Genomic DNA, 14,471 nt, shown 5'->3' with positions numbered 1-14,471 from the left:
GATCACGCCGCCAGTTTGTCGATGGTGACCACGAACACGACGGCAGAGGCCGCAGGCTCGATCGTGAAAGCGGCGGATCCTTCAAGGATCGCCGTGTCGCCTGCTGCGAGATCGGCTTGTTCCTCTGCCGCTGCCAGGCGCACCGCGCCGCCGTGGCAAAGGATGAGGGTCGTTTCCGCCGTGCCGTCCACTGTCTGCGGATGGTCGATCGCCAGGCGCCGAACCGTGTGGGCGAGCCTGCCGCGCCTCGTCATGACGTTGAGATCGACGATCGGACCGTCCACCAGCGTCGCCGAGGTCGCGACATCGGCCGGGAAGGGGAGCGGTGCCGTTTCTCCGGTCATCACGATAGGCTCGCGACCCTCGATCATCAGCCGCATGCCCTTGCCCTGAAGGATGGAGAGTGTGCGATCAATGCCGGGGAAACTGGAGAAGGGCCCGTTGCTGGCGACGGTCGCCATGCTCACGCGCCAGTCGAAATCGGCAAGCGAGGCCTTTTTCGGGAAAACGGCGATTTCTACCGTCTCGCCGCCGCCGTTCTTCCACGGCATGCGTTTGTAGGTGCTGGCGCGCAGGATCTTCATGGCATTGTGTCTTCGATGAGTGTGCGCATACGAGCGAAATCGCCGTTCAGCGGCCGGTCGTCGGCATAGGTCGGGATCTTCGCGCGGATGCGCCGGTAGAGACCGTCGGTGCGTGCGGCGCGGCCGCGTGGCTGCAGGTCATAGGCTTGGGCTGCAGAGAGCAGCTCGATCGCCAGGATGGTTTCAAGATTGTCGGCGATCGACAGCGCCTTCCAGGCGGCCGGCGTCGCATGGGTGAGGATGTCCTCCTGCAACGCCGAGGTGATGCCGCCGTCGAGGCTTGCGGGGGCGGCGAGGCGCCGATTTTCGGCGGCAAGCGACGCTGCCGTATATTGCGCGATCATGAAGCCGGAGGAGACACCGCTGTCGCCGGCGAGAAAGGCCGGCAGGCCGCTTACCAGCGGGTTGACGAGGCGGTCGATGCGCCGCTCCGAAATGGCTGCGACCTCGGCGATGGCGACCGCCAGGCTGTCCATGGCAAGGCCAAGGGCAGCACCCACCGCATGCGCCTGCGAATGCACTTCCGGCGCCTCGGGTGTGCCTGACACGGCCGGGTTGTCGGTGAGGCTTGCGAGCTCCCGGTCGACGACTTCGGCGACCTGGACCAGCGCATCGCGGGCCGCGCCGTGGACGTGCGGCACGGCGCGAAGGCTCAAGGGGTCCTGTGTTCGCGTGCCGGCGGTCTCGGCCAGCATCGGGCTGTCGGCGAGGTAGGCGCGGAGCGATGCCCCGACCTCTTCGAGCCCTTTCGAGCGGCGAAGCGCGAGCGGCACGGCGGCAAAGGCGTTGGCCTGGCTGCCGAGGTTTTCATAGGTCATGGCGGCGGCCGCGTCCGCCCAGTCGAACAGGCGGGCCGCGCGCCAGAGCGCCAGGGCCGCAAGGCCCGTGGCGCAGGGCGTACCATTGACGAGGCTGAGACCCTCCTTGGCTTCGAGCCGCAGCGATTTCAGACCAAGCCGAGACAGCGCTTCGGCGCCGCCGATCTTGGCGTGGCCGTCATCGACGCTTCCGTGGCCGATCAGCACGAGGCCGATCGCCGCCGCGTGGGTCAGATAGCCGACCGAGCCGCGCGACGGGATGTCCGGGACGAGATCGGCATTGAGGAGCGCAAGCAGCGCCTCGACTGTTTCGATGCGTACACCGGAATAGCCGTGGGCGAAGTTGGCGATTTGGGCGGCCATGACCCCGCGGGCCTCGACGCGGGCAAGCGGCTCGCCGACGCCGCAGGCATGGCTGAGGATGATGTTGCGCGACAGTGCCTGCTGGTTCTCGCGATCGATGACGACGTCGCAGAGCGCGCCGACACCGGTGTTGATGCCGTAGCCGCGGATGCCGCGCTCGACCAGCGCGTCGACAATCCGGCGGGCATCAACAATGCGCTGCCGTGCGGCATCGGAAAGGGCGAGCGGGGCGCCATTGGCGACCGCCGCGATTTGCCTCCAGGTCAATGGCGCATCGAGGGTTATGCTCTCAGTCATGGGCTTCCGGTCGTCCCTGGCGGCGTTGCACGAAGCGGGCAACATAATCGTTCGCCGGCCGCTCCAGAATATCGTCCGGCGTGCCGACCTGCACCACCTGACCGTCCTTGAGGATGGCGATTTCAGAACCGATGCGCAGCGCCTCGTCGAGATCGTGGGTGATGAAGACGATGGTTTTCGCGAGATTCTGCTGCAGTTGCAGCAACTGGTCCTGCATGTCGGCGCGGATCAAGGGGTCGAGCGCCGAAAAGGCCTCGTCCATCAGGATCACGTCGGTATCGGCGGCGAGCGCACGGGCAAGGCCGACGCGCTGTTTCATGCCGCCCGAGAGCTGGTGCGGGAACTTGGCGTCGTAGCCGGCAAGGCCGACGGTCTCGATCCACTTCATGCCGATCTCGCGGGCTTCGGCCTTGGGCAGGCCGCGCACGCGCTGGCCGTAGACGACGTTCTGCAGCACGGTTCGGTGCGGCATCAGCGCGAAGCTCTGGAACACCATGCTGACGCGGTGCATGCGGAAGGTGCGCAGCGCCTTGGCGTCGAGGTCCAAGATGTTGTTGCCGTCGAACGCTACTTCGCCGCTGGTCGGCTCGATCAGCCGGTTGATGTGGCGTACCAGCGTCGATTTGCCGGAGCCGGAAAGACCCATGATCACGAAGATCTTGCCGGCGCCGATCGTCAGGCTGACATTGTTGAGGCCGACGCTGCAGCCCGAGCGGGCGAGGATTTCGGACTTGTTGAGCCCTTCCTTGGCCATGGCGAGCGCCGCCTTGGAGTCCTGTCCGAAGATCTTGTAGACGTTGCGGATCTCGATATCAGCCATTGCGCGGATCCTCCGTCTGGCTCTTGCCGAAGCCTTGTGTGATGCGGTCGAGAACGATCGCGAGAATGACGATGCCGATGCCGGCTTCGAGCCCCTTGCCGACATCGAGCGTCTGGATGCCGTTCAGCACCTGCTCGCCGAGGCCGCGGGCGCCGATCATCGAGGCGACGACCACCATCGACAGCGCCATCATGATCGTCTGGTTGAGGCCGGCCATGATCGTCGGCGTGGCGAGCGGCAGCTCGACGCCGAAGAGGATCTGGTTGGGGCTACCGCCGAAGGCGGTCGCCGCTTCCACCACCTCATGGTCGACCTGCCGGATGCCGAGATCGGTGAGGCGGATCAAGGGCGGCACCGCGTAGATGATGGTCGCTAGGATCGCCGGGACCTTGCCGAGGCCGAAGAGCATCAGCGCCGGGATCAGGTAGACGAAGCTCGGCATCGTCTGCATGACGTCGAGCACCGGCAGGGTGATGTTGCGCATCACGCGGCTCTTGGCGACGAGAATGCCCATGGGCACGCCGATGACGACCGAGACGATCGTTGCCATCAGCATCAGCGCCAGCGTCTGCATCGTCAGGTCCCAGAGGCCGAGCACGCCGACGAAGAACAGGAGAACACCGACGACGACTGTCAGGCCCCAGCGCTTGGAGCTCTGCCAGGCAAGCGCCATGAAGATGAGGATGACGACCCACCAGGGCAGGCCGCGCAGGATCCATTCGATGAACAGAACGGCTTTCAGGATGACGCCGCTGATCGCCTTGAAGACCCAGCCATAGCCGCTGACCAGCGCCTGGATGAAATCGTTCACCGGCCCGCGAATGGAGAGATTGAGAGTATCCGGAAACATCGGACGGTTCCTTGCTCGGACCGACGGGCGCAGAAAGGCGGCCGACGGCGCTTGCCTCGGGTATTGTGGCCAGTCGCCAGCCCGGGCTCACGCGTCGCGTTGAAAGCGGCGAGGGAGCCGAGCCGGCGATGAGGGGCGATTACTTCAGGCTGGCTTCGATCTTGCCGCGGGCTTCATCGGAAACCCACTTGCCCCAGACGTCGGCCTTGGTCTTCAGGAACTCGGCGGCGGCCGCCGTCGCGTCGACCTTGTTGTCGGCCATGTAGGCGAGGCTGCCGTTGACGGCGTCGAGCGGGAAGGTCGCCTTTTCGAGGATCGCGACGATCTCGGGGGCTTCGTCAGCGAAGGTGCTGTTGACGCCGTAGGAAACGTCCACCGACGGGAAGGCGCAGCCCTGGTCGCGCTTGCCGTTGGCGCTCGAAAGCTCCTTCCAGCAGGCTTCGTTGTAGGCCGGTTCTTCGAGCTGGACGAGCTTGAACTTGCCCATGATCGCGGTCGGCGACCAGTAGTAGAAGAGGATCGGCTCGCCCTGGAGATAGGCCGAGGTGATGGCGGAATCGAGCGCGGTGCCGGTGCCCGGGCGGAAGTTCACATAGGTCTCGCCGAGCTTGTAGGCTTCGAGCTTGGCGGAGCTCACGCCCTCGCAGGTCCAGCCCGACGGGCAATTGAGAAAGCGGCCCTTGGACGGTTCTTCCGGATCGGCGAAGAGCTCGACGATCTTGGGATCGGAAAGCTGCGACACGCTCTTCAGGTCCGGAGCCTTGGCTTCGAGATTGCGGGAGGCGTCACCCTTGATCACGTATTCCGGCACGAACCAGCCTTCGCTGGCGCCGACGAAGGTCTTGCCGACGGCAACGACCTTCTTTTCCTCGACGGCCTTGTTCCAGACGTCGGAGCGGCCAAGCCATTCCTCGGCAAAGATCTGCACATCGTTGTTGGCCGTTGCCTGTTCCAGCGTCACGGAGTTGCCGGGGATCGAATCCACCTGGCAGTCGTAGCCCTTGGAAAGGATGGTCTTCATCACTTCGGTGATGAAGGCGCCGCTTTCCCAGTCGATGCCGGCGAAGGTGACGGTCTTGCCGTCGCCGCAATAGGAGGCGCTGGCGCTGCCGGTGGAGGCCGCAAGCACGAGGCCCGTGGCGGCAAGCGTGAGTTTCAGTTTGTTGATCGACATTAAGCTGTTCCCTTTTTTGATTTTGGCTTCGATGACTATTTCAGTTTCATCAGCACCCGCGCGAAGGCCCGGTCGATATCGTCCTCCCGGTCGTGGCGTCCGTTCCGGATCTTCCACTCGCCCCCGACCATGACGTCGCGGACGCTTTCGCCGCCGAGCGCAAAGAGCCAGCGGTCGAGGATCTGGTTGTCGCTGGCGGCGGCGATATAGGGGTTGTTGCCGTCGAGCACGACGAAATCGGCGCGGGCACCGACGGCGATGCCTGCCGTTTTCTGGCCGGCAGCCTGGGCGCCGCCTTTAAGCGCGGCGTCGAAGATGGTCCGGCCGATCGAGGCGCCCGGGCCGGTGGCGAGCCGGTTGCGGCGGCGATCGCGCAGGCGCTGGCCGTATTCGAGCAGGCGCAGTTCCTCGGCGACACTGGTCGCCACATGGCTGTCGGTGCCGACGCCGAAGATGCCGCCTTCGGCCATGAAGTCGACCGCCGGGAAGATGCCGTCGCCGAGATTCGCTTCGGTTGCGGGGCAGAGGCCTGCAACGGCGCCGGAACGCGCCAGGCGCTGCCGCTCGGTTTCCGTCAGATGCGTCGCGTGGATGGCGCACCAGCGCTCGTCGACCGGCATTTCGTCGACCAGCCATTCGACCGGACGGCGGCCGCTCCAGGCGAGGCTATCGTCGACTTCCTTGGTCTGCTCGGCGACATGGATATGGATCGGACCGGAAACGGGCGCCGCGTCGAGGATGATGCGCATTTCCTCCGGTGTGGCCGCGCGCAGCGAATGGATGGCGTAGCCGAGCGTGTTGCCGGCTTCGCGGCAGAGCGGGTCGAGACGCTCAAGCAGAGCAAGAAAACGATCGGGATCATGCAGGAAGGGTCGCTGACCGGGGTTCGGCGCGACCCCGCCGAAATTGGCGTGCGCATAGAAAACCGGCAGGTGCGTGAGGCCGATGCCGGTCGTGCGGGCGGCAGCGAGAATGCGCAGCGACATCTCCGCCGGATCGGCATAGGGAGTGCCATCGGCCTGATGGTGTAGGTAATGGAATTCGGCAACATGGCCGAAACCGCCCTTCAGCATCTCCATATAGAGCTTGGCGGCGATCGCCTCGACATCGTCGGGGTTTACCAGTCCGACGGTGCGATACATTTCCTCGCGCCAGGTCCAGAAGCTGTCGTCGCCGCTGCCGGCAACCTCGGCAAGGCCGGCCATGGCACGCTGGAAGGCGTGGGAATGAAGGTTCGCGATTGCCGGGATCAGCGGTCCGGCCGCACCCTCGTCGCCATTGGCGGCGGCGCTGCCGGTTTCGATCGCTGCAATGTGACCCGACGCGTCGAGCGAGATCGCGACGTTCTGGGCCCAGCCGCCGGGCAGGAGCGCCCGTTCTGCAAAGATCCGGTTGACGGGAAAACTAGCCATGTGCATTTTCCTGTACGTAGTTGTATATGGAACTATAGATATTTTACGCTGGCGCGCAAGCGTGAAATGAACGAAAAGATTCGTGAGCGAATGCGCATGATTTGTTCGGCATTCCGGAAAGGCGGGGCGTGAGTTGATGACGGCACTCAAAAAACGGAACGATATGGCTGCCTTCGAAGATGGTCCGGTGCCGCGCTACGAGGCGGTCAAGCAGTTCATCCGCAGCCGTATCGAGAGCGGCGAGTGGCCGGCGCATCACCGCATTCCCTCGGAAAACGAGATCGTTGCCGACCTCGGCGTCAGCCGCATGACCGCCAACCGGGCGCTTAGGGAACTCGCAACCGAAGGCGCGATCACGCGGGTGCAGGGCGTCGGTTCCTTCGTCGCTGCGCATAAGGGCAGCACCGCCCTTCTGGAAGTCCGCAACATCGCCGACGAAATCCATGAACGTGGCCACACCCACACGTCGTTGATGACGCTCCTGCAGGAAGAGGTCGCGACGCCCGAGATCGGTTACGCGCTCGGACTTGCGACCGGCGCCCGCGTCTTCCATTCGATCATGGTGCATTCGGAAAACGGCCTGCCGATCCAGATCGAGGACCGTTTCGTCAATCCGGCGGTCTGCCCGCGCTATCTGGAGCAGGATTTCCAGGCGATGACGCCGAATGCCTATCTCACTGCGGTGGCGCCGATCACGCGCACCGAACAGATCGTCGAGGCGGTGTCGCCGCAGCCGTGGGAATGCAAGCTGCTCGGCATCGACCGCAACGAACCCTGCCTGATGATCCGGCGCCGTACCTGGTCGGAGACGGCCAATGTGACGACCGCGCGCCTGCTCTATCCCGGCACTCGCTATCGCCTCGAGGGCATGTCGCAATAGATCGGGATCGATGCGCCCGGCAGAAAAGCGCACATCTTTTCCTCATCCCGCTCTAATCTCGACACTATTCCGGTCGATTCGGAGGATCGACGGCCGAATGGGGAGGATGACGAGATATGGTTGAGGACGCGCTGAAGCTTCGCACCGAGCTGCCGAGGCCCGATGTCAATGCCGAGGAGGCGCGGGCGCTGCTGGCCGAGCACTACGGTCTGTCAGGCACGATCAGCGAACTCGGCAGCCAGCAGGACCGCAACTATCGCATCGATACCGGCGAGCGGCGCTATGTCTTGAAAATCTGCCGTGCGGAATATGGCGCACTCGAACTCGAGGCCCAGAATGCGGCCTTGCAGCACTTGTCCCAGCGCCTGACTTCGGCGCGTGTTGCGGAAGTGGTGCCTTCGCTCAAGGGCGAGGCGATCGAGAGCGTTACCGTTCGCGACCAGGCCTACCGCATCCGCCTGCTGAATTTTCTCGATGGCGAGCCGCTGACCAAACGCAAGCATCTCTCGCGTGAAGCCGTTTCCGCGCTCGGCGACCTGGCCGGGCGGCTGGCCGCCGCGCTGCAGGACTTCGAGCATCCCGGGCTTGAACGCGAACTGCAATGGGACCTGCGCCGCGCCGGCCCCGTCGTGCTTCATCTTCTCGCCGACATGCCGGATCAGCAGCGCAAGAAGCGGATCGCTGAAATCATGGTCGGCGCGATGCGGCGCCTGCAGCCGCTCACGGCGGAACTGCGCGTCCAGGCAATCCATCACGATGTCACCGACGACAATGTGGTGAGTCAGCCGGACGCGGCCGGCCGTCCGATTCCGGACGGTGTCATCGATTTCGGCGATATTCTCAAGGGGTGGCTGGTTGCCGAACTTGCGGTCACCTGCGCTTCGCTACTGCATCACGCCGATGGCGACCCCTGGTTCATCCTGCCGGCGGTCAAGGCGTTTCATGCGGCGTGCCCGCTGACCGAAGCGGAACTGAAGGCGCTCTGGCCGCTGATCGTCGCCCGCGCTGCGGTGCTGATCGCAAGCTCCGAACACCAGCTCTCCCGCGAGCCCGACAACGCCTATGTCGAGGGCAATGCCGCGCATGAGCGGGAGATCTTCGATGTTGCGACCTCGGTTCCGCCGGCGGTGATGGAACACGCCATCCTGACGGCAGCGGGGCTCGCCCCCACGTTGACGCCTGTCACGGGAGAAAGCCTGATCCAGGGGCTCGGGCCGACCGACGTGCGCCAGATCGACTTGTCGATCCTCAGCCCGCTGTTGCCGGAGGAGCGCTGGCAGCACCAGGGCCTGCCGATTTCACTGTTGCAGCACGCCGCCCACGCGATCGGGGTCGCGACCACCCGCTACGGCGAGTACCGGATGACCGAGACACAACTCAGATCGCCGAAGCCCGATCCGACGCTGGCGCTGCATGTCGACATCTGCCTGGAAGCGGGCCGCGAGATCGTTGCCCCGTTTGCGGGGCGCATCATCCGGCAGGACGGGCTGCTGGTTCTGGACGGAGCCGAGGCGAGCCTGTTCCTTGAAGGCGTGGAAGTCGGTGGCGATCTCGAGGAGACCGTCGCCGCCGGGGCCGTGCTCGGCGTCGTCTCGGGCGAGCAGCAGACCTATGGCCTGATCCGCGTGCAGCTTTGCCGCGAGCACGGCCTCGTTCCGCCGCTTTTCGTGATGCCGCATCAGGCGGAAGCCTGGAAGGCCCTGTGTCCATCGCCGGCCGCCGTCCTCGGCTTCGAATGCGATGCGCCGGAACTGCACAGCGAAGCACTGCTAACCCGTCGCCGGCAGCACTTCGCCAAGCCGCAGAAGAACTACTACCAGCACCCGCCACAGATCGAGCGCGGCTGGAAGGAATACCTCTTCGACGTCGAGGGCCGCAGCTATCTCGACATGGTCAACAACGTGACGATCCTCGGCCACGGGCATCCGCGACTGGCGTCCGCGGTCGGGCGGCAATGGTCGCTGCTCAACACCAATTCGCGCTTCCACTATGCCTCCGTCGCCGAATTCTCGACGCGGCTTGCGGCGCTTGCGCCAGACGGGCTCGACACGGTGTTCCTGGTCAATAGCGGCTCGGAGGCGAACGATCTGGCGCTCCGGCTGGCCTGGGCCTATTCCGGCGCCCGCAACGTCGTCAGCCTGCTCGAGGCCTATCACGGCTGGACCGTCGCCAGCGATGCGGTGTCGACCTCGATTGCCGACAATCCGCAGGCGCTCGAGACCCGTCCGGCCTGGGTGCATCCGGTGCCGGCGCCCAACACCTATCGCGGCGAGTTCCGCGGCGCCGATACGACCGACAGCTATGTCCGCTCCGTCGTCGCCAAGCTTACTGAACTCGACGCCGCCGGCGAGAAACTTGCCGGATTCATCTGCGAGCCGGTCTACGGCAACGCTGGCGGCATTCCCTTGCCGAAGGGTTACCTCGATGCCGTTTATACCATGGTGCGTGCCCGTGGCGGCGTCTGCATCGCCGACGAGGTGCAGGTCGGTTATGGTCGCCTCGGCGACTATTTCTGGGGCTTTGAAGAGCAGGGCGTCGTGCCCGATATCATCACCGTCGCCAAGGGCATGGGCAACGGCCATCCGCTCGGCGCCGTCATCACCCGGCGCGAGATTGCCGATGCGCTGGAGAAGGAAGGCTACTTCTTCTCGTCCGCCGGCGGCAGTCCAGTCAGCTCCATCGTCGGCCAGACCGTGCTCGACATCCTGACGGAAGAACGGCTTCCGGAGAATGCCCGTGTCGTCGGCGGTCATCTGAAGGCGCGGCTCGAAGCGCTCGGACAACGCTTCCCGCTGATTGGCGCCGTGCACGGCATGGGGCTCTATCTCGGCGTCGAATTCGTGCGCGACCGGGAAACGCTGTTGCCGGCGACGGAGGAGACGGCGGCGATCTGCGATCGCCTGCTCGAACTCGGGGTCATCATGCAGCCGACCGGTGACCATCTGAACGTGCTGAAGATCAAGCCGCCGCTCTGCCTCAGCCGGGAGAGCGCCGACTTCTTCGCCGACATGCTGGCGCGGGTGCTGGAGGACGGCTGGTAATGCCGTCTGCGGACTTGCCGCCGGTGAGGGGTTACCAGCCGGCGAAATCCGCCAGCACGGTGTCAGAAACACGACCGGCGCTCACATCGTCGAAGGCCTGGTCGAGGATCTCAAGTGCTGCGTCGATGTCCCGATCGGTGATCGTCAGCGGTGGCGTCATCTCCAGCACGTTCGAATTCATCCCGACATAGTAGACGACGAGGCCGAGTTCATAGGCGCGGAAGACGAGCTTGGCCGTCTCGGGTGATGCCGGCGTCCGGCTCTGATGGTCGGTGACGAGCTCGACGCCGCAGGCAAGCCCGCGTCCGCGAACGTCGCCGATCAGGCGATGGCGCCCGGCGAGGCGTTGCAGACCCTGACGGAGCCGCTCACCCTTGCGCTCCGCCTCCCGCGCAAGCTCTTCGCGTTCGATCGTTGCGAGGACCGCCAGACCGGCGGCAGCGGAGATCGGGTTGCCGTGCAGCGTCTGCATGGCGAAGGCGCCGGCGCAATCCAATATGCGCGCCGGGCCGATCGCAGCGGAGAGCGGCAGCCCGCCGCCAAGGCCCTTGCCGATCGTCAGGATGTTGGGGACGAAACCCTCGTGCTCGAAACAATGTAACCGGCCGCTGCGACCGAGGCCGACTTTCACCTCGTCGCAGACGACGAGCACGCCGAATTCGCGGCAGATCTCGGCAAATGCGCGGAAGAAACCGGGCGGCGGAACGATCAGGCCGCCATCGGACTGGATCGGTTCGATGAAGGCGGCCGCGAACCGTTCCGGCGCCGCATCGAGGTGCTGGCGCAGTTGATCGAGGATTGCGCCGCCTGTCGGGTCGTCGCGGTATGGCCGGTAGGGATCGGGGTAGGGGAGCAGCAGCAGGCCGTCGGCCTTCGCCGCGCCTGCCTGGACGCTGTGGCCGGAAAAGGCCATCGAACCCGTGGTGCAACCGTGATAGGCGCCGACGAAAGCGATGACGCCCGTGCGGCCCGTCGTCTTGGTAACGGCGCGAAAGACGGCCTCGTTGGCATCGGAGCCGGAATGGCCGAACCAGACCTTGTTGTCGCCCGACCCCGGAAAGGCGGCGAGCAGTTTTTCGGCAAGCGCCGTTGCCGGTCCGTTGGCGGCTGAGAGAATGCTGGCACCGGCGGGATTTGCAGCAGCAGCGGAGATCGCCTCGACAAGCGCCGGGTGGCCATAGCCGAGGCTTGCCGCACCCCAGGCGCCGGAGAGGTCGATCAGTTCACGGCCATTCTCCTCCACGAGCCTGGCACCCCGGCCGCCGGTCACGGCAAGTGGGAAGAAGCGCAGCTTCTGCAGGTTGGCGATTGCCGCCTTGTCTCTCTCATAGAGCGCGGTCACGGAACTTCCCCGACGCTCGCCTTCAGACACCGGGTAAGTCGCTCGCCCCACGCGGCGACGCCGGCATCTGTGTCGATCAGGTCATGGCGAACTTCGACCAGAACGCCGGGAAGTCCGCGCGCGTCGGCGTGAACCGGCACGGTGTAGTCCTCGTCGGGATGGATGTTGTAGGGCTCGTTGTCGCCGATCGTCAGTTGGGGCTCACTTGCGAGTTGGCGGATCAGCGAGCCGGCGAAATCGACCGCATCGCGATAGAGGATGCCGGCTTGCCAGGGGCGTGGCTTGCCGAAATAGACGGGCGTGAAGCTATGGATGCCGACGACGAAGGGCCGCTTGCCTTCGGCTTCCAACCGGTCGAGGCGGCGGCTGACGGCATCTGCGAAAGGCTTAAACAGCGTATCGATCCGCTGCTGCCGTTCTTCCTCGCTCAAGCCTCGGTTGGCCGGAATCTCCGTCGTCTCGCTGATCTCGGGGATCATCGAGGGGGCGGAAAACGGGCGGTTGCAGTCAATCACCAGCCTTGAATAGTTGGTGAAGAACAGCGGCGCGTCGAGGTTGAGGCTCAAATGCTGGGCGAGCGCCATGGCGCCGATGTCCCAGGCGATGTGGCGCTGACGTTCGTGCAGCGGCAGCCCCATGTCGCCGAGCGAGCGCGGCATCCGATTGGAGGCGTGCTCGCACAGGAGCAGGATCGGCGACGTACCGTCCGGATTGAAGACCGCATAGGGCGGCAGTTCGTCGATCGCCAGCAGCGGCGCGCTCGGGTCGTGTCGCGCGCCGTGTTCGAGGCTCTTGATGGCCGGTGTCGAGGTCATGATGTGCCCGTCCGTCAATCAGTAGACTGCCGCATAGCGGGCGCACAGTTCTTCGGGGGAGAGTCCTTCGACGATCTCGATCTCCTTGCGCTTCATCGCGATGTAGCAGGCGAGGAAATCGCTCGAAAACCAGCCGGTGACGACGGGATCGGCTGCGAGCGTGTCGAGCGCTTCCGGCAGGCTGGACGGCAGGCGGCGAATGCCGAGCTCCTTCTGCTCTTCCTCCGAGAAATCGGACGGATCGGAGTTGATCAAGGGCGGCTGTTCGACCCCGGCCCTGATGCCTTCGAGGCCGGCCTTCAGTAGTACCGCCAGCGACAGATGCGGGCTGGCGCAGGCATCGGCGGCGCGATACTCCATGTTGAACTGCTTGGCCGGATTGCTGCCGGGCAGGTCCAGCGTCGGGCAGATGCGGAGCGTCGCCTCGCGGTTCTTTTCGCCGAGGCAGGTGTAAGCGGCGCTCCAATGGTGCGGCACGAGCCGCATGTAGGAGAGCACGGAGGGGGCGGTAAAGGCGGTCAGCGCCGGCAGGTGCTTGACGACACCGGCGGCGAAGGAGCCGGCGGCCGTGGAAAGCCTGCCGGGACGCGAGGCATCGAAGGTCACCGGATTGCCGTCGAGATCGGTAAAGCTCACATGCAGGTGCACGCCGTTGCCGACGCCGTTGGCGGATGTCTTCGGCGCGAAGCTCGCATTCCAGCCGAAGAGGGCGGCGACTTCCTTGGTGATCGCGCGGATGGTGGCTCCGCGGTCGGCAGCCGTCAGCGCATCGGCGGGGCGGCAGGTGATTTCGAACTGGTCCTTGCCATATTCCGGCAGGAACATTTCCGGCTCGGCGCCGGCCTCTTGCAGCGCCGTCATCAACAGCGGGCCGAAGGGCTCGGCGCGGCGCTGGGCGCGCAGGCCGAAGGAAGGGGCCTCCGGCCAGTCGACGCCGAGCAGCTGGAATTCCTGCTCGACCGCGGAGATGACCTTCAGGCCGGCGTCTTCGTACTCCTTTAACGTCTGCTTCATGAAGCTGCGAACGCAGCAGTCCCAGGCATTGCCCTGGAGGTCGGTGATATCGGAGTGGTAGAAATGCAGCGGCGTCTCGTCGGGCAGGCAGGTGACGCGCGCCTTGCTCTTGGGATCGGCCATCAGCCGGAGGTCGCCGGCCGAGCCCCAGGGATTGTTCTCGGCGATCTGGTCGAAGGGCGTCAGCGCCAGATTGGCCGGCACCCAGCCGACGCCCTTGCGCAGGTAGTCGTCGATCTGTGCGGCGGCGAAGCTTCGGCCACGGGTGATGCCGGCGATATCGGTGGTGACGAAGGTGGCGAGTTCCGTCAGTTCGGCGGCCGCCTTGCCATTGTTCGGTTCAGTCATGGAGTTCCCCTCTTGTCTCTGCTTTCCTGGCGGCAGTTTAGGCCTGGCGCAGGCCGTTCAGGCGGCTGACGACGGTGTCGGTGTCGGTCGTCCAGCAATAGCCCGAGTAGGCGCGAAGTGCTGCGTCGTGGCGCTCTTCGCTGTAGGTGGCGCAGGCATCGTTGACGACGGTGACGAGATAGCCGCGGTCGGCGGCATCACGCACGGCCATGTCGACGCACTGGTCGGTGATGACGCCGGCGATGATCAGGTAGCGGGTGTTGAGGTTGCGCAAGATGTAGTCGATGTTGGTCGAGTTGAAGACGCCGGACGACGTCTTCGGCAATACGATTTCGTTGTCGACTGGCGCGAGTTCCGGAATGACCTGGCCCTCGGGCGCGCCCTTCGGCACGTGCATGTCGGAGAGCTTGTGGTCGAGCGAGCGGTCGCGGCCGTCGAGCGTCAGGCTTTCGATGATCGTGTGCAGCACCTCGCAGCCCGCCTTTCGCGCCGCTTCCAGGATACGAACCTGGTTGGGGATGACGGTCTGGCGCAGGCGCTTGTGGTAATAGCTGTCGGCATCCTGCGGATGGGTCGGGTCGAGGTTCGGTTCGCACCAGATGCGCTGCATGTCGACGAACAGCAGCGAGGTGCGCCCAGCCTCATAGGCGCTGTCGCGCCTCAAGAGATCGTCCCCAACCTTTACAGTGACTGCACTCATTCGAATTCTCCTC

Annotated in this window: 12 protein-coding genes; 2 read left to right on the top strand and 10 right to left on the bottom strand. The window is 65.1% G+C overall.

Annotated features, from left to right (window positions below; translation table 11 throughout):
- Positions 1–2 precede the first annotated feature (2 nt).
- From QM996_RS13715 to hutF, 6 genes are all read right to left on the bottom strand, one after another.
- Entirely contained in the window at positions 3–584 is a 582-nt protein-coding gene (locus QM996_RS13715) for a HutD/Ves family protein (protein ID WP_500267952.1), read from the bottom strand.
- Positions 581–2,062: an HAL/PAL/TAL family ammonia-lyase gene (locus QM996_RS13710; RefSeq protein ID WP_500267951.1), complete on the bottom strand. Its 1,482-nt coding sequence runs from the start codon at positions 2,060–2,062 to the stop codon at positions 581–583. The genes QM996_RS13715 and QM996_RS13710 overlap by 4 nt, the downstream gene beginning before the upstream one ends.
- Positions 2,055–2,882: a quaternary amine ABC transporter ATP-binding protein gene (locus QM996_RS13705; protein ID WP_429820054.1), complete on the bottom strand. Its 828-nt coding sequence runs from the start codon at positions 2,880–2,882 to the stop codon at positions 2,055–2,057. The genes QM996_RS13710 and QM996_RS13705 overlap by 8 nt, the downstream gene beginning before the upstream one ends.
- Positions 2,875–3,732 (bottom strand): ABC transporter permease, encoded by an 858-nt coding sequence (locus QM996_RS13700; RefSeq protein ID WP_500267950.1) that lies wholly within the window; start codon positions 3,730–3,732, stop codon positions 2,875–2,877. Before QM996_RS13700 ends, QM996_RS13705 begins: the two co-directional genes overlap by 8 nt.
- A gap of 139 nt (positions 3,733–3,871) precedes the next feature.
- Complete coding sequence (locus tag QM996_RS13695; RefSeq protein WP_500267949.1) at positions 3,872–4,906, bottom strand: ABC transporter substrate-binding protein; 1,035 nt, start codon at positions 4,904–4,906, stop codon at positions 3,872–3,874.
- 35 nt (positions 4,907–4,941) lie between these two features.
- Entirely contained in the window at positions 4,942–6,318 is a 1,377-nt protein-coding gene (gene hutF, locus QM996_RS13690) for a formimidoylglutamate deiminase (protein ID WP_500267948.1), read from the bottom strand.
- A 136-nt stretch (positions 6,319–6,454) separates the two neighbouring features.
- Between hutF and hutC the strand changes: the two genes are divergently transcribed.
- Both hutC and QM996_RS13680 read left to right on the top strand, forming a co-directional pair.
- The gene (hutC, locus tag QM996_RS13685; RefSeq protein ID WP_500267947.1) at positions 6,455–7,198 is read left to right on the top strand and encodes a GntR family transcriptional regulator; all 744 of its coding nucleotides are present in this window, start codon (positions 6,455–6,457) and stop codon (positions 7,196–7,198) included.
- A gap of 116 nt (positions 7,199–7,314) precedes the next feature.
- Positions 7,315–10,239: an aminotransferase family protein gene (locus tag QM996_RS13680; RefSeq protein WP_500267946.1), complete on the top strand. Its 2,925-nt coding sequence runs from the start codon at positions 7,315–7,317 to the stop codon at positions 10,237–10,239.
- Positions 10,240–10,270: 31 nt separating this feature from the next.
- Here QM996_RS13680 and QM996_RS13675 read toward each other — a convergent pair whose 3' ends face one another.
- The 4 genes from QM996_RS13675 to QM996_RS13660 are packed head-to-tail and all read right to left on the bottom strand — an operon-like array spanning position 10,271 to position 14,458.
- Positions 10,271–11,581, bottom strand: a complete 1,311-nt coding sequence (locus QM996_RS13675; RefSeq protein ID WP_500267945.1) for an aspartate aminotransferase family protein — start codon at positions 11,579–11,581, stop codon at positions 10,271–10,273.
- The gene (locus tag QM996_RS13670) at positions 11,578–12,396 is read right to left on the bottom strand and encodes an N-formylglutamate amidohydrolase (RefSeq protein WP_500267944.1); all 819 of its coding nucleotides are present in this window, start codon (positions 12,394–12,396) and stop codon (positions 11,578–11,580) included. Before QM996_RS13670 ends, QM996_RS13675 begins: the two co-directional genes overlap by 4 nt.
- Positions 12,397–12,414: 18 nt before the next feature.
- Positions 12,415–13,758: a glutamine synthetase family protein gene (locus QM996_RS13665; RefSeq protein ID WP_500267943.1), complete on the bottom strand. Its 1,344-nt coding sequence runs from the start codon at positions 13,756–13,758 to the stop codon at positions 12,415–12,417.
- A gap of 37 nt (positions 13,759–13,795) precedes the next feature.
- Positions 13,796–14,458 (bottom strand): cysteine hydrolase family protein, encoded by a 663-nt coding sequence (locus tag QM996_RS13660; RefSeq protein WP_500267942.1) that lies wholly within the window; start codon positions 14,456–14,458, stop codon positions 13,796–13,798.
- Positions 14,459–14,471: the final 13 nt, after the last annotated feature.

The sequence above is a fragment of the Sinorhizobium chiapasense genome (assembly GCF_045277575.1).
In the GTDB taxonomy this organism is placed as follows: Bacteria; Pseudomonadota; Alphaproteobacteria; order Rhizobiales; family Rhizobiaceae; genus Ensifer; species Ensifer chiapasense_A.
The sequence above is the reverse complement of the archived record's forward strand: the minus strand, read 5'-3'. Positions and strand labels throughout refer to the sequence as shown.